Raw genomic sequence first — 22,491 nt, 5'->3', positions numbered from 1 at the left:
GGGCCGGGGGCTCCCGGGTCGGGGCTCTCGGGGCCGGTGCTGTCCGGGCCGGCGCTGTCGGGTCCGGCCGCTCCGGGATCCGTCCCGATCGGCGTCGTCGCTGTGCTCGCCGCCTCCGTGCCGTCCGGCTCCGCGGAGCCCGGCGGGGTCGTGCTCTGTCCTGTCATGCTGCGAGTCTCCCGTGCGCCCCACGGCCCCGACCATCGGGGGAACCCCTGATCCGACCCCGAGAGCACCCCCGATCGTGCGGCCGACCTGTTTGGATGCAGGGGTGAGCACAGTCCCCGGCACCGCCGTCCGCCCCCCGCTGCAGCGGCCGCGGACGATGCTGCTCGGCGGAGTGTGCACCGCGGTCGCCGACCACCTCGGCTGGAGCGTGCGGAGGACCCGCCTCCTGGCCGCCCTCACGACCGCGCTCGGCGGGGGCGGCGCGCTCCTCTACCTCTGGCTCTGGGCCCTGGTGCCCCTCGCGCCGCTCGACTCGCGCGACGCGGATCCGGCCGTCCGCCGCTCCGCTCCCGTGGCCGGCCTGCTGACCCTCGCCGCCGCCGTCGCGGCGCTCGCCGTGCTGATCGCCGTCGACAGCGGCGACGACGCCGACATCACGCGCGCGCTCGTCGCCGTCGGCCTGCTCGCGGGAGGAGCCGTCGGCTGGAGCCTCGGGCTCGACCGCGGCGACGCCGTCCGCTCCGCCCGGTACGGCTCCGCAGTGCGCCTCGCCTCCTGCGCGCTGCTGGTGCTCGCCGGAGCGGCCGTGCTCACCGGCCGCCCGAGCGCGCTCAACGCGGTGCTCGCCGTGGGCGTGCTGCTGATCGCCGCCGGCGTGCTGGCCGCGCCCCGGGTGGTGACCCTCTGGTCCGAGCTGATGGGCGAGCGCGCCGCCCGCGTGCGCGAGGAGCAGCGGGCCGAGATCGCCGCGCACCTGCACGACTCCGTGCTGCAGACCCTCGCGCTCATCCAGAACCGCGCCGGAGCCTCGAGCGAGGTCGCCCGCATCGCCCGCGCCCAGGAGCGGGAGCTGCGCGACTGGCTGTTCGAGCGCGACGTCCCGGTCGCCAACGACCTGGCCGCCGAGGTCCGGGCGATCGCCGCCGCCGTCGAGCTCGACTACCCCGTGCACCTCGAGGTGGTGGCTGTCGGAGCGTCCGTCCCCGGCGCCGCCGCGCTCCTCGCCGCGACCCGCGAGGCCGTGCTCAACGCGGCCCGGCACGCGGGCGGCGACGTCTCGGTGTACCTCGAGTCCTCCGTGCAGGGCGTCGACGTGTTCGTGCGCGACCGCGGCCCCGGCGTCGTCCTCGACGAGGTGCCCGGCGACCGCCTCGGCATCCGCGAGTCGATCATCGGCCGGATGGCGCGCGCGGGCGGCAGCGCGACCGTGCGCCCCGGAGTCGGCGGCACCGGCACCGAGGTGCATCTGCGGCTCCCCGCGGAGGTCGAGCGGTGACCCGCGTGCTGCTGGTCGACGACCACTCCATCTTCCGCTCCGGCCTGCGGGCCGACCTCGCCCCCGAGCTCGAGGTCGTCGGGGAGGCGGCCGACGTCGACTCCGCCGTCGGCCTGGTCGCCTCGCTCGCGCCCGAGGTGGTGCTGCTCGACGTGCACCTGCCGGGCGGTGCGGGCGGAGGCGGGGCCGAGGTGCTGCGGCGCAGCGCCGGGTCGTCGTCGCGCTTCCTGGCGCTCAGCGTCTCGGACGCCGCGGAGGACGTGGTCGGCGTGATCCGCGCGGGCGCCCGCGGCTACATCACCAAGGCCAGCTCCGGAGCCGAGGTGAGCCGGGCCGTGCTCGCGGTGGCGGGCGGGGACGCCGTGTTCTCGCCGCGCCTGGCCGGCTTCGTGCTCGACGCCTTCGGGGCGCTGGCGGGCGAGCAGGCGGAGTCGGTGGACGAGCTCGACCGGCTCTCGGCCCGCGAGCGCGAGGTGATGCGCCTGATCGCCCGCGGCTACGCCTACAAGGAGGCGGCCGCCGAGCTCTTCATCTCGGTCAAGACGGTCGAGTCCCACGTCTCCGCCGTCCTCCGCAAGCTGCAGCTCTCCTCCCGCTACGAGCTCACCGCCTGGGCCTCCGCGCGCCGCCTGCTCTGAGGCGCGCGCGAGCAGTCAACCCCGTCCCTCCTCCCGCTCCTGCCGTCCGACACTGTCGGGACACGACAGGAAAGGACGACCCGATGGTGACCACCACCCCCGCTCTCCCGACCCTGGCCGAGCTCCTCCGCGACTCCCGGCCCGTGTCGCAGCTCTACGTCGACCTCGCGATCGACTCCGGCGATCCGCCGGACATCTCGCTCGAGCGCGCCACGTCCCTCGGAGACGAGCTCGCCCGCCAGGGTGCGCCGCAGGCCGACATCCGGGCCCTCACCGCTCTGCTCGAGGGGGCCGGGCGCCCCCAGGGCGGCTGCTGCCTCTTCGCGGTCGCCGTGGACGGGAGGGTCGTGCTGAACGAGGTGCTGCCGGGTCGGCCGGTCGCGCCCGAGGGCGTCTCCTACAGCCCGCTCCCCGACATCGTGCCGCTGCTGCAGCACCGGCCCGACCTGCGCGTCCTCGTCGTCGAGACCTCGCGGGACGGCGGCGAGATCCGCCTGCGCCGCCTGGGCGCGCAGCGACCCGAGGCCGAGCAGGCCGTGCAGGGCCGCACCGACACCCTCCACAAGGCGCAGGCTGGCGGCTGGCGGCACGACCGGTTCCACCACCACGCGGAGGAGATCTGGCGGCGCACGCAGGCCGAGCTCGCCGCCGCGGTGGACGAGCTCGTGCGCGTGCACCGGCCGTGCCTGCTGGTCGTCGCGGGGGACATCCACGCCCGGCAGCTGCTCGCGCAGCAGCTCTCGCCGAGCAGCGCCGCGATCCTGGCCGTCGAGCCCGTGAACACGCGGGCCGCCGGCAGCGAGGAGGGGGCGCTGGAGCGGTTCGTCGACGAGCAGCTCGACCGGATCCTGCTGCGCGAGAAGGAGGACGTGCTCGACGCCCTGCGCACCGGGGAGCCGCGCCGCACCGTCGAGTACTCGCTCGGCGCGATCGTCACGGCGCTGGCCTCGGCGCAGGTCGAGACGCTGGTGCTCGACCCCGGCCGACTGCGCGAGCGCGCTCTGCTGGCGCTCGCCGCGGAGCCGTGGGTCGCGTCGGCCCCGGAGGAGGCGCTGGGCGCCGAGGTGATCGACTCCGTCGACGCCGCCCTCGCGCTGGCCCGCGCCGCCGTGCTCACGGACGCGCGCGTGCTCGTCACCGACTCCCGCACCGCTCCGGAGGGGATCGACGTGGTGACGCTGCCGCACGACGCCGACGCCGCGGCGATCCTCCGCTGGCGCACCGGCCCGCCGGTCCCGGGGGCCTGAGCGGCGGGTCCCCGAGCGCGACAGGGCCCGGGCCCCGATCCTGCGATCGGTCCCGGGCCCTGTCCGGCCTCACGCCTGCGGGTCGTCCTCGCCCTCGGCGGCCGCGCGGCGGCGCGCTCCGAGTCCGAGCGCGGTGGCGCCCGCGGCCAGGAGCGCGGTGGCGCCCGCGATCAGGCCGACGCTCTCGACTCCGGTCGAGGCCAGCCCGCCGCCCGAGCCCCCGACGGGCAGCGGGGTGGGCGTGCCGGTCGGCGCGGTCGTGGGCACCGGGGACGGAGCCGCGGTGGGCGCCGCGGTCGGCCCGGCGGTCGGTGCCGTGGTGGGAGTCGCCGTGGGCGCGGTGGTCGGCGGGGTCGTCGGTGCCGTGGTCGGCCCGGCGGTCGGCGTCGGAGTCGGCGCCACCACCTGCGACGCCGGCAGGATCTGCACGATGGTCGGACGCGGTGCCGCCACCGCTCCCGCCGCCGTCGATCCGTAGTCCGGGAAGAACGAGTTCGGCGCCTCGAAGGTGCCCTCCTCGCCCGGGTGCTGCACCGCCACGAACACGTGCTGGTCGAGGTCGTGGACGATCGGTCCGCAGGTCTCGGCGTCGCGGGGCACCGAGAGGAACTGCTCCACCCTGCCGCGCGTCGCGCCCTCGAGCGCGACCTTGAAGAGCCCGTCGTTGTAGCCGATGCCGCTCGGGGCGCCGTCGGTCGAGATCCAGAGGTTCCCGACCGAGTCGAAGGCCAGGTTGTCCGGGCACGAGATCGGCGAGACCTGGTCCGCCGGGAAGCCGGAGAAGTAGACGACGTCGCCCTGCGCCTGGTCGCCGCAGAGCATCAGCAGGTTCCAGGTGAAGGTGCGGCCGGTCTGGTCGCCGCCGTCCTCGATGATCTCGACGATGTGGCCGTCGCGGTTCTCGGTGCGCGGGTTGACCTCGGTCGCGCCCTCCTTGGCGCCCTCGGTGCCGCGGGCGGAGTTGTTGGTGCAGGCCACGTAGATCCGGCCGCTGACCAGGCTGGGCTGCACGTCCTCGCAGCGGTCCATCTTGGTCGCGCCCGCGGCGTCCGCCGCCTGGCGGGTGTGCACGAGCACCTCGGCGACGCTCATCCCGGCGATCGTCGAGGCGCCGTTCAGCACCAGGGGCAGCCACTCGCCGATGCCGTCGAAGCCGCCGTCCGAGGGGACCGCCCCGGTGCCGGTGATCTCGGCGACGGGGGAGTCGCCGGTGAAGCGGGCGACGTAGAGGTCGCCCTCCTCCAGCAGGGTCTTGTTGTGGGCGCGGTCGCCCTCGATGTAGCGCTTCGTCGAGACGAACTTGTAGAGGTAGTCGAAGCGCTCGTCGTCCCCCTGGTACGCGACCACGCGGCCGTCCGGGGCGATGATGACGTTCGCGCCCTCGTGCTTGAGCCGGCCGAGCGCCGTGTGCTTCTTCGGCGTGGAGTCGGGGTCGAAGGGGTCGAACTCCACGATCCAGCCGAAGCGGTTCGGCTCGTTCTCGTAGCCCGGGGTGCGGGCGTCGAAGCGGGGGTCGTCGAGCTCCCAGAGGCGCGAGGTCTCGGAGTCGGCGAGGCCGTAGCGCTTCTCGGCGTCGCTCGTGCCGACGGCGCGGAAGTAGCCGTTGAAGTTCTCCTCGCCCGAGAGGATCGTGCCCCACGGCGTCGTGCCCCCGGAGCAGTTGCCGAGCGTGCCGAGCACGGTGCGGCCCTCGGGGTCGGCGACCGTCTTCAGCAGGTCGGTGCCGGCGGCGGCGCCGGTCACCTCGTAGGGGGTGTCGAGCAGGTAGCGGCGGTTGCGCTCGCCCCCGCGGACGTAGGCCCACGGGCGGTCGACCGCGGTGCGGACCAGCTCGACGATGCTGAGGCCGTGGGCGGCGCGGCCGACGGCGCGCACGCGCTCCGGCTCCGCCTCGAGCTGCGCGGCCGGGAACATGATGCTCTCGTTCGTGTACTCGTGGTTCACGACGAGCAGGGCGCGGAGGCGCTTCGAGCCCGGGATCTCGACGATGTCGGTGTAGTCGTTGTTGTAGCCGAACTGCGCGGCCTGGGCGGCCTCCGTCTGGTCGGCGATGTCGAAGGCGGGGCTGTCGGCGAAGAGCGGGTCGCCCCAGCGGATGATCGGCTGCCAGGCGAAGCCCTCGGGGACGGTGAACCGGTCGACCGTGTACGGCACCGGAGCGATGGGAGTGAAGGCGAGCGGCGAGCCGTCGGCCGCGGTCGCCACGGCCGCCTCGGCGGTGGGCGCTCCTCCGGCGGAGGCGACGGCGACGGTGACCGCGCCGGCCAGGCCGAGGCCGAGGGCGCTGCGGCGGGAGAGCTGCGACGAGACGATGTCGCGGAAGTAGCTGTTGTGCGACGTGTTGCAGGTCGCGGTGGAGCAGGCGTTGGCGCACTTCAGCGCGCAGGTGACGGGGCTGCGCTTGCCGCGCACGTGGCCGGCCATCGGGAGGAGGAGCGGGCGGCGGGCGGTGTCCGACATGGAGGTCCTTCGATCACGAGCAGGAGACGCGATCGAGGCAAGCAGGGGGAGGGGGCGCCGATGCCGCCGGGTGGAGGCTCCTCCCTGAACGGGACGTGAACGTTCTCACAAGAAGGTGAGGCTCACCTTCCCTCCCGGCGGCCCTCCGAGCGCGCCTCCAGGACCGCCCCGACGTTCCCCGCGATCCACCCGACGACCGGCAGCAGCCGATCCGCCAGCTCCGCTCCCAGCGGCGTCAGCCGGTACTCGACGTGCGGCGGGACGACCGGCCGCGCCTCGCGGTGCACGAAGCCGTCCTCCTCCAGGATCCGCAGCGTCTGAGCGAGCATCTTCTCGCTGATCCCGCCGATCCGGCGCCGCAGAGCGCCCCAGCGCAGCGTGCCTGGAGCGAGCGCCGCGAGCACCAGGACGCCCCACTTGCTGGTGACGTGGCCGAAGACCTCGCGGCTCGGGCAGTCGGCGGAGTAGACGTCCCCGGCGAGCAGGGGGGAGTCGGCGATCGTCATGGGTGCTCCTCGGGACAGGGGTGATGACAGTACTAACGAAATAGTGGGTACTGCATTCCGGGAAGCAGGAGGAGGATGCGCCGGTTGCACCCTCCTGGCGGCGGACCCCGCCCGCCCCACCCGTCAGGAAGGACCCCTCATGACCCTCGTCGTCACCGGAGCCACCGGCCACCTCGGCCGTCTCGCCGTCGAGCACCTGCTCGCCCGCGGCACCGCCGCCTCCGACATCGTCGCCACCGGCCGCGACGCCGCGAAGCTCGAGGCGCTCGCCGCCGACCTCGGCGTCCGCACCGCCGTCGCGGACTTCGACGACCCCGCCTCGCTCGACGCCGCCTTCTCCGGCGCCGAGGCCGTCCTCCTCGTCTCGGGCTCCGAGGTCGGCAGGCGCGTCGCGCAGCACACCGCCGCGATCGGCGCCGCCGTCCGCGCCGGCGCGCGCCTGGTCTACACGAGCGCCCCGAAGGCGACCACGAGCGCGCTCATCCTCGCCCCCGAGCACAAGGCCACGGAGGAGGCGATCGCCGCCAGCGGAGTCCCCGCCGTCGTCCTCCGCAACGGCTGGTACAACGAGAACTACGAGCAGACCGTCGCCGAGCTCGCCTCCACCGGCAGCACCCTCTCGAGCGCCGGCGAGGGCCGCGTCGCCAGCGCCGCGCGCACCGACTACGCCGAGGCCGCAGCGGTCGCCCTGACCGACCCGTCCCTGGTCGGCACCGTGCACGAGCTCTCCGGCGACACCGCCTGGAGCTTCGACGAGCTGGCCGCGATCGTCGCCGAGGTCGCCGGACGCGACGCCGCGATCAGCCACGTCTCCTCCGACGAGCACGCCCGCGTCCTCACCGGCGCCGGCGTCCCCGAGGGCGGAGTCGGCTTCGTCGTCGGCCTCGACGCGAACATCGCCGACGGCCTCCTCGGCGGGACCGACGGCTCGCTCGCCCGCCTGATCGGGCGGCCGACCACGCCGATCCGCGCGTACGTCGAGGAGCAGCTCGGGCGCTGACGCTCCGGCGTCCCCGTCGGCCACCGTCCGGCTCGCAGGAGCAGTCCGCCCCCGCGAGCCGGACGCAGGCGCGCCCGGCCCTCCCGCGTCTCCGCGCCGGGCACTCCCGTCCGCGGCTCCGCGCCCGCCCTCCGCGGCTCCACGCTCGACCCGCCGCACCTCGCGCCACCGTGTCGGCGCCCCGACGTAGGCTGTCCGCCATGACCTCGACGACGCCTCGCTCCGGTATCGACCGCTCCGAACTCGACCCCGCGACGCGCCCGCAGGACGACCTCTACCGGCACGTCAACGGGCTCTGGATCGACCGCACCGAGATCCCCGCCGACAAGGCGCGCTACGGCTCCTTCCACGTGCTCCAGGAGGAGGCGGAGAAGGCCGTGCGCGACATCATCGTCGAGGCGCAGACCGCGCAGCACGGCACCGAGGAGCGCCTGTTCGGCGACCTCTACGCCTCCTTCATGGACGAGGAGCGGGCCGGGGAGCTCGGCGCCGCCCCGATCGCCGACGACCTCGCCGCCGTGCAGCGGGTCGACTCGATCCCCGGCCTGCTCCGCGCGGTCGGCGCCTTCGAGCGCACCGGCGTCCCCGGGCTCTTCGGCCTCTTCGTCGACAACGACCCGGGAAGCCCTGAGCGCTACCTCGTCTTCGTCAACCAGGGCGGCCTCGGCCTGCCGGACGAGAGCTACTACCGCGAGGAGGAGTTCGCCTCCGTCCGCGAGGCCTACACGCCGTTCGTCGCGCGGATGCTGGCCCTGGCCGGCATCGACGCCACCGAGGCCCGCGCCGAGCGCATCGTCGCCCTCGAGACGGACCTGGCCGCCGCGCACTGGGACAAGGTCCGCAGCCGCGACAGCCAGGCGACCTACAACCTCCGCTCCTGGTCCGAGGTCGAGGAGCTCGCCGCGGGCGTCGACCTCGGCGTGTGGCTCACCGCGATGGGCGCTCCGGAGGGGGCGCTCGCCGAGGTGGTCGTCCGCCAGCCGAGCTTCCTCCAGGGCCTCGCGGGCCTGCTCACCGAGGACCGGCTCCCGGCCTGGCGCGACTGGCTGTCCTGGCAGGTGATCCGCGGAGCCGCGGCCTACCTGTCCAGCGGCTTCGTCGACGCCAACTTCGACTTCTACGGCCGCACCCTCACCGGCACCCCGCAGAAGCGGGAGCGCTGGAAGCGCGCCGTCTCGCTCGTCGAGGGCTCGCTCGGCGAGGCGGTCGGCCGCACCTACGTCGCCCGCCACTTCCCCGAGACGGCGAAGGCCGCGATGGACGTACTGGTCGCGAACCTCATCGAGGCGTACCGCCGCTCCATCGTCGACCTGGAGTGGATGAGCCCCGCCACCCGCGAGCGCGCGCTCGAGAAGCTCGCGAAGTTCACGCCCAAGATCGGCTACCCGGTGCGCTGGCGCGACTACTCCGCCCTCTCGATCGACCCGGCCGACCTGCTCGGCAACGCCCGCCGCGTGGCCGAGTTCGAGTTCGCCCGCGAGCTCGGCAAGATCGGCCGCCCGCTCGACCGCGACGAGTGGTTCATGACCCCGCAGACGATCAACGCGTACTACAACCCGGGCTTCAACGAGATCGTCTTCCCGGCCGCGATCCTGCAGTTCCCCTTCTTCGACGAGGCCCGCGACCCCGCCGCGAACTACGGAGCGATCGGCGCCGTCATCGGCCACGAGATCGGCCACGGCTTCGACGACCAGGGCTCGCGCTTCGACGGCGACGGCCGCCTCACCGACTGGTGGACCGAGGAGGACCGGGCCGCGTTCGAGGAGCGGACGAAGGCGCTCATCGCGCAGTACGACGCGCTCGCTCCCGCGACCACGCCCGGGCACCACGTGAACGGCGCCCTGACCATCGGCGAGAACATCGGCGACCTCGGCGGTCTCGGCATCGCCTGGAAGGCGTACCTGCTCTCGCTGGACGGCGAGGAGCCGGCCGTCGTGGACGGCCTGACCGGCGCCGAGCGCTTCTTCCTCTCCTGGGCGCAGGCCTGGCAGCAGAAGTCCCGCGACGAGGAGACGATCCGCCTCCTCGCCATCGATCCGCACGCTCCGGCCGAGTTCCGCTGCAACCAGATCGTCCGGAACATCGACGAGTTCTACGCTACTTTTGACGTCTCCGAAGGCGACGCCCTCTGGCTCTCCCCGAGCGAGCGCGTCACCATCTGGTAGTCGCCGCCGACCACCTCCGCACCACGGACGAGGAGCCCCGGGCATCGAGAGCCGACCGATGCCGCGGGGTCGTCCGCCGATCGCGCGTCCTGCCGGCGCGTGAGGACCCAGGTCCCCCCTCCGCACGACCGCACTCCCGACCCGTAGAGGGGCCGTACCCGTGGTGATCCCCACCAGCGAGACCCGCCGTGAGAGCCGACGCAACCGCCGGGGGCGCCACAAGGGCGGCGGCGACCGCGAGAACTTCCAGCGCGGCTTCGACGCCCTCGGCCGTCTCGCGATCGACGGGGTCGTCGTCTCGGCGCGCGCCGTCGACCTGGCGACCGGCCGCACCCTGTTCGCGGTCGACGACTCCGTCTCGATGCCCACCGCCTCCCTCGGCACCGTCGTGCTGCTGATCGAGGTCGCCGCCCGGCTGGCGAACGAGCCGCAGGAGAACCTGCGCCTGGTCGACCGGACCGCGGCGGACGCGGTCTCGGGCTCCGGGCTCTGGCAGCACCTCCAGGTGCCGTCGATGCCGATCGCCGACCTCGCCGCCCTCGTCGGGGCCTCCAGCGACAACCTCGCGACCAACGTCCTGCTGCGCCGCGTCGGTCTCGACGCCGTGCGCGAGCGGGCCGAGGCGCTCGGCCTCTCCCGCACCGCCCTGCTCGACGTCGTGCGCGACGAGCGCGGCCCCGACGACGCGCCGCAGCTCTCGATCGGCTCCGCCCGCGAGCTGACCTGGCTGCTCGCCACGCTCGCGAACGGCGAGATCGTCGACGCCGCCGTGAGCTCGCGGGTGATCGGCTGGCTCTCGCTGGGAACCGACCTCTCGATGGTCGCCGCCTCGTTCGGGCTCGACCCGCTCGCGCACCGCCACCCCGACCACGGGGTCCTGCTCGTCAACGCGACCGGCACCGACGTCGGCGTCCGCGCCGAGGCCGGCGTCCTCCGCGGCCCGCGCGCCGGAGTCGCCTACGCGGTCGCCACCCAGTTCGACGACACGACCCTGCACTACCGCCTCGCGGTGCTGGAGGGCATGCGCACCCTCGGAACCGACCTGCTCGAGTACGTGCACTGACGGCTGCCGGGGCGGAGGCTCCTCCGGAGCAGGCCGACCCCGCGGGGCCCCTCGGGCGCTTCGTCAAGTCCGTGACCGCCTCCGGGGGCGCGACCTAGGCTGCCCGCAGCGGCGCCGCCTCCCGGGCGCACCGCGGAGAGGGAACCATGAGCAGCTTCGGCTTCGACGCCCCCGAGGACGTCACCGACACCACCCGCCCCGACGGCGACTCCCTGCCGGTTCCGCCGGAGGACCCGGCCGAGATCGACGACCCCGAGTCGATCGACGAGGCGCTCGACCAGGGCGCCGACGCCCGCCTCGGCGACGACCAGGACCCGCCGGAGCACCCCTTCATCCCGTCGCCCAGCTGATCGGCCGGCCGGGCGCCCCAGCGGCGCCCGGCCTCCTCCGACCTGGCTGCTCCTCCGAGCCGACTACTCCTTCGACCCCGGCTTCAGGCGGCTCGCGAGGCGCTTGATCGGGTGGGCGGGCTCGCGCTCCGCCGGATCCTCGACCTCGAGGCCGTAGAACGTGCCGATGTCGCCGACGAACGCCTTGCGGCGGGCCTTGTCGTAGGCGCGGATCTCGCGGCGGAAGGCGATCACCGTCGCGACGCACATCAGGATCATCACGACGCTGAACGGCAGGGCCGAGAGGATCGCCGCGGTCTGCAGGGCGTCGAGGCCGCCGGCGATCAGGAGCGACAGGGCGAGCAGCGCGGTCGCGACGGCGAAGAACACGCGGATGCGGTTGCGCGGCTCCGGCTCGCCGCCGGTCGCGATCATCGACATCACGAGCGCTCCGGAGTCGGCGGAGGTCACGAAGAAGACGCCGATGAGGAGGATCGCGCCGATCGTCAGCACCGAGCCCGCGGGCAGTCCCTGCAGCATCGAGAAGAGCGCCAGGTTGGTGTCCACCGAGCCGTCGGCGCCGACCAGGCCGACGTCGCCGTAGAGCTCCCGGTAGATGGCCGTGCCGCCGAGGACGCTGAACCAGAGGAAGGTCATGATGGTCGGCACGAGCAGCACGCCGCCGACGAACTCGCGGACCGTCCGGCCCTTGGAGACGCGGGCGATGAAGATGCCGACGAACGGCGCCCACGACATCCACCAGCCCCAGTAGAACGTCGTCCACGAGGCCTGCCACTGCTCGCCCTCGCGGCCGGCGTAGGCGCTGACCGTGAAGGTCAGGCCGATGAAGTTCTGCAGGTAGTTGCCGAGCGACTGCACGAACTCGCGCAGGAGGAACTGGGTCGGGCCGGCGACGAGCACGAAGACGAGGAGCGCCGCGGCGAGCAGCAGGTTGCCGGTCGAGAGCCACTTCATGCCCTTGCCCACGCCCGAGATCAGCGAGAGGACGGTCAGGCCGGTGACCACGGCGATGACCACGATCTGCACGGTGAGCGACGACTCCACGATGCCGCTCGCCTCCAGGCCCGCCGAGATCTGGGTGACGCCCAGGCCGAGCGAGGTCGCGACTCCGAACATGGTGCCGACCAGGGCGACCACGTCGATCGCGTTGCCCCAGCCGCCGCGGACCCGGCGGCCCAGCAGCGGCTCCAGCGCCCAGCGGATCGACACCGGCCGCTTGCGGCGGTGGATCGCGTAGGCGAGGGCGAGGCCGACCACCACGTAGATGGACCAGGCGTGGACGCCCCAGTGCAGGTAGGTCTGCGAGATCGCGCTCTGCGCGAGCTGCGTCTCGGTGCCGGTGACGCCCGGGCGCGGAGTGGCGAAGTGGGTGAGCGGCTCCGCGACGCCGTAGAAGACGAGGCCGATGCCCATGCCGGCGGCGAAGAGGAGCGAGATCCAGGCGAGCATCGAGAACTCGGGCTCGTCGTCGTCGGCGCCGAGCTTGATGTCGCCGAAGCGGCTCACGCCCATCCAGATGGCGAAGGCCACGAAGACCGCGGCGATCAGCACGTAGTACCAGCTGAACGTGTTGACGACGGTGGTCTGCAGCGTCGAGAACACGGAGGTCGCGGCGTCGGGCGCGAGGATCGCGAAGGCCGCGATCGACAGCGTGAGGACGGCGGCGGGCCAGAAGACCCACCGTGCGAGGCGGTGCGGAGGGGCGGTCGTGCCCGCGGTGGCGGGGGCGGTGTCCGGGGAGGACGGGTGCTCGGACATGGGGTCCTCTCGTCGGCGGCAACCGTCCACGGTACACGGGGGCCCGTCGGCGGCCCCGGCCGGGGGAGCCGGGCTGGCATGATCCGGCCCCGGTGCGGGAGGCTGGACCCGTGCAGTTCAGAGTGTTCACCGAACCCCAGCAGGGCGCGAGCTACGAGGACCTCCTCGCCGTCGCGCAGGCCGCCGAGAGCCTCGGCTACGACGGCTTCTTCCGCTCCGACCACTACCTCCGGATGGGGGACGGCGACCCCGGCGTGGGCCCGTCCGACGCGTGGACGACACTCGCCGGCCTCGCCCGCGAGACCGAGCGGATCGCGCTCGGCACCCTCGTCTCCTCCGTCACCTACCGGCCGCCGGGGATCCTCGCGATCCAGGTCGCCCAGGTCGACGCGATGTCCGGGGGCCGTGCCGAGCTCGGCCTCGGCACCGGCTGGTTCGAGCAGGAGCACGCCGCGTACGGCATCCCCTTCCCTCCGCGCCGCTTCGACCTCCTCGAGGAGCAGCTCGAGATCGTGACCGGCCTGTGGTCGACGCCGGTCGGCGAGCGCTACTCCTTCGCCGGCGAGCACTACACGCTGACCGACTCCCCTGCCCTGCCCAAGCCCGCCCGCCTGCCGCTGCCGGTGATCGTCGGTGGCGGCGGCCCCAAGCGCACCCCGGCGCTCGCGGCGCGGTTCGCGAGCGAGTTCAATCTGCCCTTCCCCGAGTTCGACGCGATCCCGGGGGCCTTCGAGCGCGTCGACGAGGCGTGCCGGGCGATCGGGCGCGAGCCCTCGTCGCTGGTGCACTCGGTCGCGCTGATCGCGGTCGGCGGAGGGGACGAGGCGGAGTTCACGCGTCGTGCGGCGGCGATCGGCCGCGAGCCCGCCGAGCTGCGCGAGCACGGAGTGGCCGGCGGCGTCGACGAGGCGGTCGACCGCCTCGAGTCCCTCCGCGAGGCCGGCTGCGAGCGCGTCTACCTGCAGTTCATGGACCTGCAGGACCTCGACCACCTCGACTTCTTCGCCCGGGAGGTCCTGCCGCGCCTGTCGGCGTAGGGCGGGCGCCGCTGCTGACTCTGCTCCGACCGTCCAGGAGTCGTCGCACTCGCGCTCGACTGCGACGACTCCTGGCTTCTCGCGGTCCCGTCCTCGTGCCCCCGCGCCGAGTGCGACGACACCTGGTCACTCGCGGGCTGCGGGCAGCACGCTCCGGCCCGCGCGCCCGGGCGTCCGCCCGCGCCGCGGCCTACGCTGGAGGGATGGCGGACACGATCGAGCGCGCGGACGAGCGCCTGGCGACCCGCTCGGCGGCCGAGGTCCCGTGGATCGTGCTGGTCTGGGACGATCCGGTCAACCTGATGTCGTACGTCTCGTACGTCTTCCGCAGCTACTTCGGCTTCGGCCGGGCCGAGGCGGAGCGGCTGATGCTGCAGGTGCACACCGAGGGGCGCGCGGTCGTCGCGACCGGCAACCGCGAGGAGATGGAGCGGCACGTGGAGGCGATGCACGGCTACGGCCTGTGGGCGACGCTGCAGAAGGCCGACGCGTGAGCGCCCCGCTGCGCCCCGCGGCCGCGGAGACCGGAGAGCACCCCGCTCGCGGCATCCGAGGACTCGGCTGATGCGCGCGTTCCGCCGCGACTCCTCCGGAGCGGCCGTCGCCCGCTTCGACCGCGAGGAGGCCGGGATCCTCCGCCACCTGGCCGGCGAGATGCTCGAGCTGCTCGACCGCGGGGCGTCCGCGGAGGAGGCCCGCTCCGATCCAGCGCTCGCGCGCCTCCTGCCCGACGCCTACCGCGACGACGCCGAGGCGGCCGACGAGTTCCGCCGCTTCACCGCTCCGGACCTCGCCGCCCGCAAGATGGACGACGCCCGCGCCGTCACGGCGGCCCTCGACGCCGGCGACGGCACGAGTCACGGCCGGATCTTCGAGGGGCTGGGCGAGGTCGCGGTCCGTCTCGAGGAGCCGCAGGCGATCGCCTGGCTCCGCGCACTGACCGACATGCGGCTCGCTCTGGCCGTGCGGCTGGGGATCGACGACACCGACGACGTCGTCCCGGAGGAGGGGAGCGCGGCCGCGATCCGCAGCGTCTACGACTGGCTGGGCGGCGTGCAGGACGGACTCGTCCGCGCCGTCGACGTGTGATCCGCTCGTCCTTCCAGCGATTCCACAGCTGTGGACAACCCTGTGGAAAGGTGTGGAGAACCGGCTCCGGGAGCACCTCCGAACGGCGGAGCGCCGGGCGCGGGGGTGTGGAAACGCGTAGCGTCCACCCTGTGAACACTCCGAGCACCGCCGACGCCCAGCGCACCGCCGACGACATCCAGGACTCGCGGGCGGTGCGGACCCTCGCCCGCGGCGGCTTCGCGGCGAACGGCCTCGTCCACCTCCTGATCGGAGTGATCGCGCTCGGCGTGGCCCGCGGCGGCGGAGGCGAGGCCGACCAGAGCGGTGCTCTCGGCGCCCTCGCGGCGCAGCCCGGCGGTCTGGTGATCCTCTGGATCTGCACGGTCGGCCTCTTCGGCCTGGCGCTCTGGGGGCTGCTCGAGGCGTTCCTCGTCCGCCCGCGCGAGAGCGCCCTGAAGACCTGGGGCAGCCGGCTGAAGGAGGCGGGCAAGGCCGTCGTCTACGGCGCCCTCGGCGTGACGGCGCTGAAGTTCGCGACGGGCGGCGGGTCGAGCTCGTCCGAGTCGTCCGAGAGCGCGAGCGCGCAGGTGCTCTCGGCGCCGGGCGGAGTCGTGCTGCTCGTGATCGCGGGACTGGCCGTCCTCGCGGTCGGCGGCGTCTTCGTGTACCGCGGAGCGAGCAGGAAGTTCCTCGAGAACGTCGCGGAGCCGGGCGGTACGGCGGGCACCGTCGTCACCGTGCTCGGCGTCGCCGGCTACGTCGCCAAGGGCGTGGTCCTCGGCGCTCTCGGCGTGCTGCTGATCGTCGCCGCCGTCACCCATGATCCGGAGCAGGCGGGCGGGCTCGACGAGGCGCTGAAGTCGCTCGTGGAGCTGCCGGCAGGTGTGCTCCTCCTCGGCTTCGTCGCCGTCGGGCTCATCGCCTACGGGCTCTTCTGCTTCGCCCGCGCGCGCTGGCCGCGCCTCTGATGTCGGATAGCGGATCCGCTCCTTACATGTCACCCCCCTTCCGCGCAACTGGTCCCGCCGTCCCGGAGTCGGTGACACGCTGAGGCCTGTGAGTGCTGGAGGCGAGGACGCGACCGGTGGACGGGTGCGTCCGCCGCTGACGCAGGACGCCGCCCGTCTGCTGACCCGCTCCGCCACGGGGGACGCCTCCGCTCTGGGAGAGCTCGTCGACCGCTTCGGCGGCCTCGTCTCGGCGTGCGTCGGCACGGTCCAGGCCGACCCGGCCGGCCGCGACCGGCTCTGCACCGACGTCTTCACCGCTGTCTGGCGCCGCTCCCGCGAGGGCGCCCGCTCGCCGGAGCCCGTGCTCTGGGTGCTCGAGGTCCTCTGCGAGACCCTCGGGTCCGCGCACGAGCTCGCCCGGCGTCCGCTCGGCAGCAGCCTGCTCGCCCTCGACTGCCCGGACCGCGAGCTCCTGCTGCTGGCTGCGGCCGGCGGCTTCTCGCAGGCCGAGATCTCGGCGCTGACCGGGATCGACGAGTTCCGGCTGCGCTCGATCCTCCGGAACGCGCTCGAGACGCTCCAGGGCCGCGACAGCGATCTTCTGACGGCCTGACCGCCGGAGCCGTCGCGGGAGTAAAGTTGAGTCCGTCGAACTCAACTTTCGAGCCACGGAGGAGACCACCATCATGCAGGCCGGTCGGATGCCCCAGCAGGACGAGAAGTCCGCACTCGAGCAGTACGGCGTCAACCTGACCGCCATCGCGGCGAGCGGCAAGCTCGACCCGGTGATCGGGAGGGATGCCGAGATCCGGCGCGTCAGCCAGGTGCTCACGCGCCGCACCAAGAACAACCCCGTCCTCATCGGCGAGCCCGGCGTCGGCAAGACCGCCGTCGTCGAGGGGCTCGCCCAGCGGATCGTCGCGGGCGACGTCGCCGAGAGCCTCAAGGGCAAGCAGCTCGTCAGCCTCGACCTCTCGGCCCTGATCGCCGGAGCGAAGTACCGCGGCGAGTTCGAGGAGCGGCTGAAGGCCGTGCTCCAGGAGATCGAGGAGTCCGACGGCCGGATCATCACCTTCATCGACGAGCTGCACACGCTGATGGGCGCGGGCGGCGGCGAGGGGTCGGTGGCGGCCGCGAACATGCTCAAGCCCATGCTGGCGCGCGGCGAGCTGCGGATGATCGGCGCGACGACGCTCGACGAGTACCGCCAGTACATCGAGAAGGACGCCGCTCTCGAGCGCCGCTTCCAGCAGGTCTTCGTCGGCGAGCCGACCGTCGAGGACACCGTGGCGATCCTCCGCGGGCTGAAGGAGCGCTACGAGGCGCACCACAAGGTGGCGATCGCCGACTCCGCCCTGGTCGCCGCCGCGTCGCTCTCGAACCGCTACATCACCTCCCGCCAGCTGCCGGACAAGGCGATCGACCTGATCGACGAGGCCGCGTCGCGGCTGCGCATGGAGATCGACTCCGCTCCCGTCGAGATCGACGAGCTGCGCCGCTCCGTCGACCGGCTGAGGCTCGAGGAGCTGGCGCTGAAGAAGGAGAAGGACGAGGCCTCGAAGGCGCGGCTGGAGAAGCTGCGCGAGGACCTGGCCCGCCGCGGCGCCCAGCTCGAGGAGCTGCAGGAGCGCTGGGAGCGCGAGCGCGCCTCCCTCAACCGCGTCGGCGAGCTCAAGAACCGGCTCGACGCCCTGCGGATCGCCGCCGAGCGGGCGCAGCGCGAGGGCAAGCTCGAGCGCGCGTCGAAGCTGCTCTACGGCGACATCCCGGTGATCGAGCGCGAGCTCGCCGCCGCCGAGGCGGAGGAGGAGCCGGCCGAGGGCCGCATGGTCAACGAGCAGGTGACGGCCGACGACATCGCCGCGGTGATCGCCGTCTGGACGGGGATCCCCGTCGGGCGTCTCCTGCAGGGCGAGACCGAGAAGCTGCTGCACCTCGAGACCGAGCTGCACCGCCGACTGATCGGCCAGGACGAGGCGGTGTCGGCCGTCGCGGACGCGGTGCGCCGCACCCGCGCGGGCATCTCCGACCCCGACCGGCCGACCGGCTCCTTCCTCTTCCTCGGGCCGACCGGCGTCGGCAAGACCGAGCTGGCGAAGGCGCTCGCCGACCACCTCTTCGACGACGAGAAGGCGATGGTCCGCATCGACATGTCGGAGTACGGCGAGAAGTTCGCCGTCTCGCGGCTGGTCGGCGCCCCTCCCGGCTACATCGGCTACGAGCAGGGCGGCCAGCTCACGGAGGCGGTCCGCCGCCGCCCGTACTCGGTGGTGCTCCTCGACGAGATCGAGAAGGCGCACCCCGAGGTGTTCGACGTCCTGCTCCAGGTGCTCGACGACGGCCGGCTCACCGACGGCCAGGGGCGGACGGTCGACTTCCGCAACACGATCCTCATCCTCACCTCCAACCTGGGGTCGCAGTTCCTCGTGGACCCGGCGCTGTCGCGGCCGCAGAAGGAGGAGGCGGTCCAGCAGATGGTGCGCCAGGCCTTCAAGCCCGAGTTCGTGAACCGGCTCGACGACATCGTGATCTTCGACGCGCTCGACCGCACGGAGCTCGGCGAGATCGTGTCGCTGTACGTCGACCGGCTGTCGAGGAGGCTCTCGGAGCGACGGCTCGACCTGGCGGTGACGCCCGCGGCCCGCGGGTGGCTGGCCGAGCGCGGCTACGACCCGCAGTACGGCGCGCGGCCGCTGCGCCGGCTGATGCAGCGGGCGATCGACGACCAGCTGGCGACGGCGCTGCTCGGCGGCACGGTGCGCGACGGGGACGTGGTGCTGGTGGACGTGGCGCCGGACGGCGAGAGCCTGTCGGTGACGGCCGGGATGCCCGCGTCGGACTGACCGGGGTGCTCGACCCCTGTCGCGAGTCCGACGTCTGCGTACTCGCAGGGGAGAGGAGCGCGCGGGTGGCGACGGAAGTTCCCTCCACAGGACGCGCGAGGGCGGGAGTCGTCCACAGTCGCGGGATCCGCGGCGCGCCCGTCCGGCGGGCTCCGTAGCGTCGGCGGCATGTCCTTCGAAACGCCCGGCCCCCGCATGGCCGACCTCCCTCCCGAGGAGCGGCCGAGGGAGCGCCTCCGCGCCTACGGACCGGAAGCGCTCACTGACGCCGAGACCCTCGCCGTGCTCATCGGGGCCGGCGTCCGCGGCGCCAACGCGACCGTCGTCGCGCAGCGCCTCCTCGCACGCTTCGGCGGCATCGACGCCGTCGCCCGGGCCGGGGTGGGCGATCTGATGCGGCACCGCGGAGTCGGCGAGGTCGCCGCCTGCCGCCTGGTCGCCTCCTTCGAGCTGCGGCGGAGGATGAACCGCGCCTCGCGCGCCGCCCGCGTGACCGACGCCGCCGGCCTGGCCGGGCTCGTCGCTCCGCTGCTGGCCGCCCGGCCGGTCGAGACCGTGCTGGCGGTGGCGCTCGCCGAGTCCGGAGCCGTCCGCGACGTCCTGACGCTGGCCGACGGAGCCCCGGCGCACGCCGAGATCCCCGTCGCCGCCGTGCTCGCCGAGGTGCTGGCGCGCGGCGCGGCGGGCATCGGCCTGGCGCACAGCCACGCGGGCGAGGCCGTGGTGCTCCCCTCCGACCGTGCGGCGACGCGGGCGATCGCCGACGGGGCAGAGGCGTGCGGCGTGCGGTTCCTCGCGCACGTCGTGATCGGGCGCGACGGCTGGGCGGAGGCGCAGCCGTGACGCGGCGCAGGGCTGCTGCGGGGCCCCTCCGTTCCGCCAGGACGCCTCCCGCCCGGCGCCGGACCGCCCCCGGCCGCGCCCCGGCTCTCCACCTGGGCCGCGTCGGCGCGCGTTCGTGCAAGCCCCCGCCTCTCCGGCGCCCGCGGCCGGTCGCGGGCGTACCGTGGACGCCGACCCCATCCCCCTCCCGACCAGGAGCACCCATGCGAGCAACACTCATCCACGGCGAGCGCGACATCCGACTCGAGGAGGTCCCCGACCCGCAGCTCTCGACGGGGCGCGACGCGATCGTCCGCGTCACCGCGGCCTGCGTCTGCGGCTCCGACCTCTGGCCCTACCGCGGCGTCACTCCCACCAAGGAGGCGCACCGCATCGGCCACGAGTTCGTCGGCGTCGTCGAGGAGATCGGCGACGACGTGCACGACGTCGCGGTCGGCGACTTCGTGATCGCCCCGTTCTACGTCTGCGACGGCACCTGCGCGAACTGCGCCAACGGCGTCTCCACCTCGTGCCTCACCGGCGGCTGGTGGGGCGCTGAGGTCCGCGAGGAGGGCTTCGCGGACGGCGCCCAGGGCGAGAAGGTGCGCGTGCCCCTCGCCGACGGCACGCTCTTCCGCGTGGGCATCGATCCGGACCCGGCGCTCATCCCGAGCCTGCTCACCCTCGCCGACGTGATGGGGACCGGCCACCACGCCGCGGTCTCGGCCGGCGTCACCGCGGGCTCGACCGTCGCGGTCGTCGGCGACGGCGCGGTCGGCCTCTGCGCCGTCCTGGCGGCCAAGCGCCTCGGCGCGACCACGATCATCGCGATGTCGCGGCACGAGTCGCGGCAGAACCTCGCCCGCCGCTTCGGGGCGACCCACATCGTCGAGACCCGCGGCGACGAGGGCGTCGCGCGCGTCCGCGAGCTGACCGGCGGGATCGGCGCCGACTGCGTGCTCGAGTGCGTCGGCACCAAGGAGTCGATGCAGCAGGCCCTCGACTCCGCCCGCCCCGGCGGCATGGTCGGCTACGTCGGCGTCCCCAACGGAGGCCCCGAGCTGCCCGTCCGCCAGATGTTCGGCTCGAACGTGGGCGTCAACGGCGGAGTCGCGCCGGTCCGCGGCTACATGGCCGAGCTGCTGCCCGACGTGCTCAGCGGCGCGATCGAGCCCGGTCTGGTCTTCGACCTCGAGCTGCCCCTCGAGGAGATCGCCGAGGCGTACGCCGCCATGGACGAGCGCCGCGCGATCAAGACCCTCGTGCGTCCGTAGTCCCGCCGAGGGGCGCCGGCACGGTCGCGAGGAGTAGCCTCCCGCGCATGACCGCGTCAGCCCGCACCGCCGCGACGGCGCCCCTCTTCCACCCCGACCTCGCGCTCGGCCGCTTCCTCCCGCCGATCGTCCTCGGCCCGCGACTGCTGCGCCTCGCCACGCGACGCGCCGCCGAGGGAGGCGAGGCTCCGCCCGACATCGTGGTCGACGACGTCGAGATCCCCGTCGCCGGAGCCGCTCCCGTCCGGGCCCGCAGCTACCGGCCGCGCATCCTCCGCGGTACCGCTCCCGCGCTCCTCTGGGTGCACGGCGGCGGCATGGTGCTCGGCAGCCACCTCCAGGACGAGGCGTCCTGCATCGACTTCGCCCGCACCCTGGGCATCACGGTCGTCTCCGTCGACTACCGCCTCGCGCCCGCGCATCCCGCGCCGGCTGCCGTCGAGGACGTGCTGGCCGCGTTCGACTGGCTCGTCGAGCACGCGCAGGAGCGCGGCGTCGACCCGGCGCGCATCGCCGTCGGAGGCGCGACTGCGGGCGGCGGCATCGCCGCGGGTGCGACCCTCCTCGCCCACGACCGCGGAGGAGCGCAGCCCGCGTTCCAGCTGCTCGTCTACCCGATGCTCGACGACCGCACCGTCACCCGGCCCGGTCCTCCTCCGCGCGGAGTCCGCGTCTGGACCCCGGGCAGCAACCGCTTCGGCTGGACCGCCTACCTCGCCGGCGAGCCCGGCGGCCCCGGCGGCACGGCCTACGCCGCCCCCGCCCGCCGCGACGACCTCACGGGCCTGCCGCCGGCCTGGATCGGCGTCGGCGGCCTCGACCTCTTCCACGACGAGGACGTCCGCTACGCCGAGCGCCTGCGCGCGGCCGGAGTGCCGTGCGGGCTCGAGATCGTGGAGGGCGCCTTCCACGGCTTCGACGCCCTGTTCCGCCGTACCGGCGTGGCGAAGCGCTTCTGGGCGGCGCAGGCCGCGGCGCTCGGCGAGGCCCTCCTCGCCTGACCTCCGCGTCGACGCGCCGGGCCGATTCCGTCTCCGGCGCTCGGGACTGCGAGGCTGAGGGGCGACGGCCGCCGCCGTCCCTGCGTCATTTGTGCCGTGCCTGCCGCGCATCCGTCTCCGCCCGCCGCCCGCCCCGCCCCGTCTCCCGGAGGACCCATGGACATCGACCGCCTCGCCACCCGCTACGAGATCGCCCTGCCGGCCTGGATCGGTGACGCCCTCCGCGACGTCCCCGAGGTCCTCCCGAGCCTCGAGGACCGGATGGCCCTCGTGCACGCGCTCGCCGACCGCAACTTCCGCGAGGGGAACGGCGGCCCGTTCGCGGCGATCGTCGTCGAGCGCGACTCCGGTCGTCTCGTCTCGGTCGGAGTGAACGTCGTCCTCGGCAGCGGGGTCTCGTCCGGCCACGCCGAGGTGACGGCGCTCGGTCTCGCGCAGACCGCGCTCGGCACCTGGGACCTCGGCGGCGAGGGCCTCCCCGCTCACGACCTGGTCGTCAACTGGCGCCCGTGCGTGCAGTGCTACGGAGCGACGATGTGGTCGGGGGTGCGCCGCCTGGTCGTCGCGGGCTCCGGCCCCGAGCTCGAGGAGATCAGCACCTTCGACGAGGGGCCGATGCGCGAGGACTGGGCCGCCCAGTTCGAGGCCCGCGGGATCGAGGTCGTCGACGGCGTGCTCCGCGACGAGGCCCTCGACGTGTTCCGCGCCTACCGCGCCTCCGTCGACTCCGGCGAGGTGCTCGTCTACAACGCCCGCGCCGACTCCTGATACCGCGGCGGGTCCGGTCCTCGCATCGGTTCCGCGCCGGACGCACGGGAGCCCCGCCTCAGCGGGGCCCCGTGCGGTCCTGAGCTGCCGGCCG

19 protein-coding genes and 1 pseudogene are annotated in these 22,491 nt (G+C 74.0%); 17 read left to right on the top strand and 3 right to left on the bottom strand.

Annotated elements, in window-relative coordinates:
* Positions 1-271: 271 nt before the first annotated feature.
* From C5C71_RS04215 to C5C71_RS04205, 3 genes are all read left to right on the top strand, one after another.
* Positions 272-1,444: a sensor histidine kinase gene (locus C5C71_RS04215; RefSeq protein WP_104337189.1), complete on the top strand. Its 1,173-nt coding sequence runs from the start codon at positions 272-274 to the stop codon at positions 1,442-1,444.
* Positions 1,441-2,082, top strand: coding sequence for a response regulator transcription factor (locus tag C5C71_RS04210; RefSeq protein WP_104225749.1), 642 nt, complete (start codon positions 1,441-1,443; stop codon positions 2,080-2,082). Before C5C71_RS04215 ends, C5C71_RS04210 begins: the two co-directional genes overlap by 4 nt.
* Before the next feature lie 83 nt (positions 2,083-2,165).
* Complete coding sequence (locus tag C5C71_RS04205) at positions 2,166-3,329, top strand: Vms1/Ankzf1 family peptidyl-tRNA hydrolase (protein ID WP_104337188.1); 1,164 nt, start codon at positions 2,166-2,168, stop codon at positions 3,327-3,329.
* 420 nt (positions 3,330-3,749) lie between these two features.
* Here the strand turns inward: C5C71_RS04205 and C5C71_RS04200 are convergent.
* Together C5C71_RS04200 and C5C71_RS04195 are read right to left on the bottom strand one after the other, a co-directional pair.
* Positions 3,750-5,789: pseudogene (locus C5C71_RS04200) on the bottom strand (PhoX family phosphatase); the annotation flags it as partial.
* A 122-nt stretch (positions 5,790-5,911) separates the two neighbouring features.
* Complete coding sequence (locus tag C5C71_RS04195) at positions 5,912-6,295, bottom strand: helix-turn-helix domain-containing protein (protein ID WP_181065641.1); 384 nt, start codon at positions 6,293-6,295, stop codon at positions 5,912-5,914.
* Between the two features lie 139 nt (positions 6,296-6,434).
* Here C5C71_RS04195 and C5C71_RS04190 point away from each other — a divergent pair, with 139 nt between their 5' ends.
* From C5C71_RS04190 to C5C71_RS04175, 4 genes are all read left to right on the top strand, one after another.
* On the top strand, positions 6,435-7,295 hold the full coding sequence (locus C5C71_RS04190) for an NmrA family NAD(P)-binding protein (protein WP_104247987.1): 861 nt from the start codon (positions 6,435-6,437) through the stop codon (positions 7,293-7,295).
* A gap of 200 nt (positions 7,296-7,495) precedes the next feature.
* Complete coding sequence (locus C5C71_RS04185) at positions 7,496-9,460, top strand: M13 family metallopeptidase (protein ID WP_104337186.1); 1,965 nt, start codon at positions 7,496-7,498, stop codon at positions 9,458-9,460.
* Between the two features lie 160 nt (positions 9,461-9,620).
* A complete protein-coding gene (locus tag C5C71_RS04180; RefSeq protein ID WP_104337185.1) occupies positions 9,621-10,523 on the top strand; it encodes a serine hydrolase in 903 nt (300 codons plus the stop codon).
* Positions 10,524-10,669: 146 nt separating this feature from the next.
* Positions 10,670-10,873, top strand: coding sequence for a hypothetical protein (locus tag C5C71_RS04175; RefSeq protein ID WP_104222832.1), 204 nt, complete (start codon positions 10,670-10,672; stop codon positions 10,871-10,873).
* Positions 10,874-10,936: 63 nt separating this feature from the next.
* Here C5C71_RS04175 and C5C71_RS04170 read toward each other — a convergent pair whose 3' ends face one another.
* Positions 10,937-12,631 (bottom strand): BCCT family transporter, encoded by a 1,695-nt coding sequence (locus C5C71_RS04170; protein ID WP_104337184.1) that lies wholly within the window; start codon positions 12,629-12,631, stop codon positions 10,937-10,939.
* Between the two features lie 110 nt (positions 12,632-12,741).
* On the opposite strand from C5C71_RS04170, the gene C5C71_RS04165 reads away from it, so the two are divergent.
* The 10 genes from C5C71_RS04165 to C5C71_RS04120 all read left to right on the top strand — a co-directional run bounded on the left by C5C71_RS04165 (position 12,742) and on the right by C5C71_RS04120 (position 22,397).
* Positions 12,742-13,668 carry an LLM class F420-dependent oxidoreductase gene (locus tag C5C71_RS04165; RefSeq protein WP_104222830.1) on the top strand — a complete coding sequence of 309 codons (927 nt, stop codon included), beginning with the start codon at positions 12,742-12,744 and terminating at the stop codon, positions 13,666-13,668.
* 203 nt (positions 13,669-13,871) lie between these two features.
* Complete coding sequence (gene clpS / locus C5C71_RS04160; protein WP_104222829.1) at positions 13,872-14,162, top strand: ATP-dependent Clp protease adapter ClpS; 291 nt, start codon at positions 13,872-13,874, stop codon at positions 14,160-14,162.
* Positions 14,163-14,232: 70 nt separating this feature from the next.
* Positions 14,233-14,757, top strand: coding sequence for a DUF2017 domain-containing protein (locus C5C71_RS04155; protein WP_104337183.1), 525 nt, complete (start codon positions 14,233-14,235; stop codon positions 14,755-14,757).
* Between the two features lie 131 nt (positions 14,758-14,888).
* Entirely contained in the window at positions 14,889-15,707 is an 819-nt protein-coding gene (locus C5C71_RS04150) for a DUF1206 domain-containing protein (RefSeq protein ID WP_104225741.1), read from the top strand.
* An 88-nt stretch (positions 15,708-15,795) separates the two neighbouring features.
* Positions 15,796-16,302 carry an RNA polymerase sigma factor gene (locus tag C5C71_RS04145; protein WP_146078885.1) on the top strand — a complete coding sequence of 169 codons (507 nt, stop codon included), beginning with the start codon at positions 15,796-15,798 and terminating at the stop codon, positions 16,300-16,302.
* A gap of 73 nt (positions 16,303-16,375) precedes the next feature.
* Positions 16,376-18,532: an ATP-dependent Clp protease ATP-binding subunit gene (locus C5C71_RS04140; RefSeq protein ID WP_104337182.1), complete on the top strand. Its 2,157-nt coding sequence runs from the start codon at positions 16,376-16,378 to the stop codon at positions 18,530-18,532.
* Positions 18,533-18,700: 168 nt separating this feature from the next.
* Positions 18,701-19,375, top strand: a complete 675-nt coding sequence (locus C5C71_RS04135; RefSeq protein WP_104337181.1) for a RadC family protein — start codon at positions 18,701-18,703, stop codon at positions 19,373-19,375.
* 203 nt (positions 19,376-19,578) lie between these two features.
* Positions 19,579-20,628 carry a zinc-dependent alcohol dehydrogenase family protein gene (locus C5C71_RS04130; RefSeq protein WP_104222823.1) on the top strand — a complete coding sequence of 350 codons (1,050 nt, stop codon included), beginning with the start codon at positions 19,579-19,581 and terminating at the stop codon, positions 20,626-20,628.
* Positions 20,629-20,675: 47 nt separating this feature from the next.
* Entirely contained in the window at positions 20,676-21,629 is a 954-nt protein-coding gene (locus tag C5C71_RS04125; RefSeq protein WP_104337180.1) for an alpha/beta hydrolase fold domain-containing protein, read from the top strand.
* Between the two features lie 156 nt (positions 21,630-21,785).
* Positions 21,786-22,397, top strand: coding sequence for a nucleoside deaminase (locus tag C5C71_RS04120; RefSeq protein WP_181027247.1), 612 nt, complete (start codon positions 21,786-21,788; stop codon positions 22,395-22,397).
* The last annotated feature ends 94 nt before the right edge of the window (positions 22,398-22,491 follow it).

Source organism: Rathayibacter sp. AY1C1 (genome assembly GCF_002932105.1).
Taxonomy (GTDB): Bacteria; Actinomycetota; Actinomycetes; order Actinomycetales; family Microbacteriaceae; genus Rathayibacter.
Note: the sequence above shows the minus strand (reverse complement) of the source record. Positions and strands in the feature narration are given on the sequence as shown.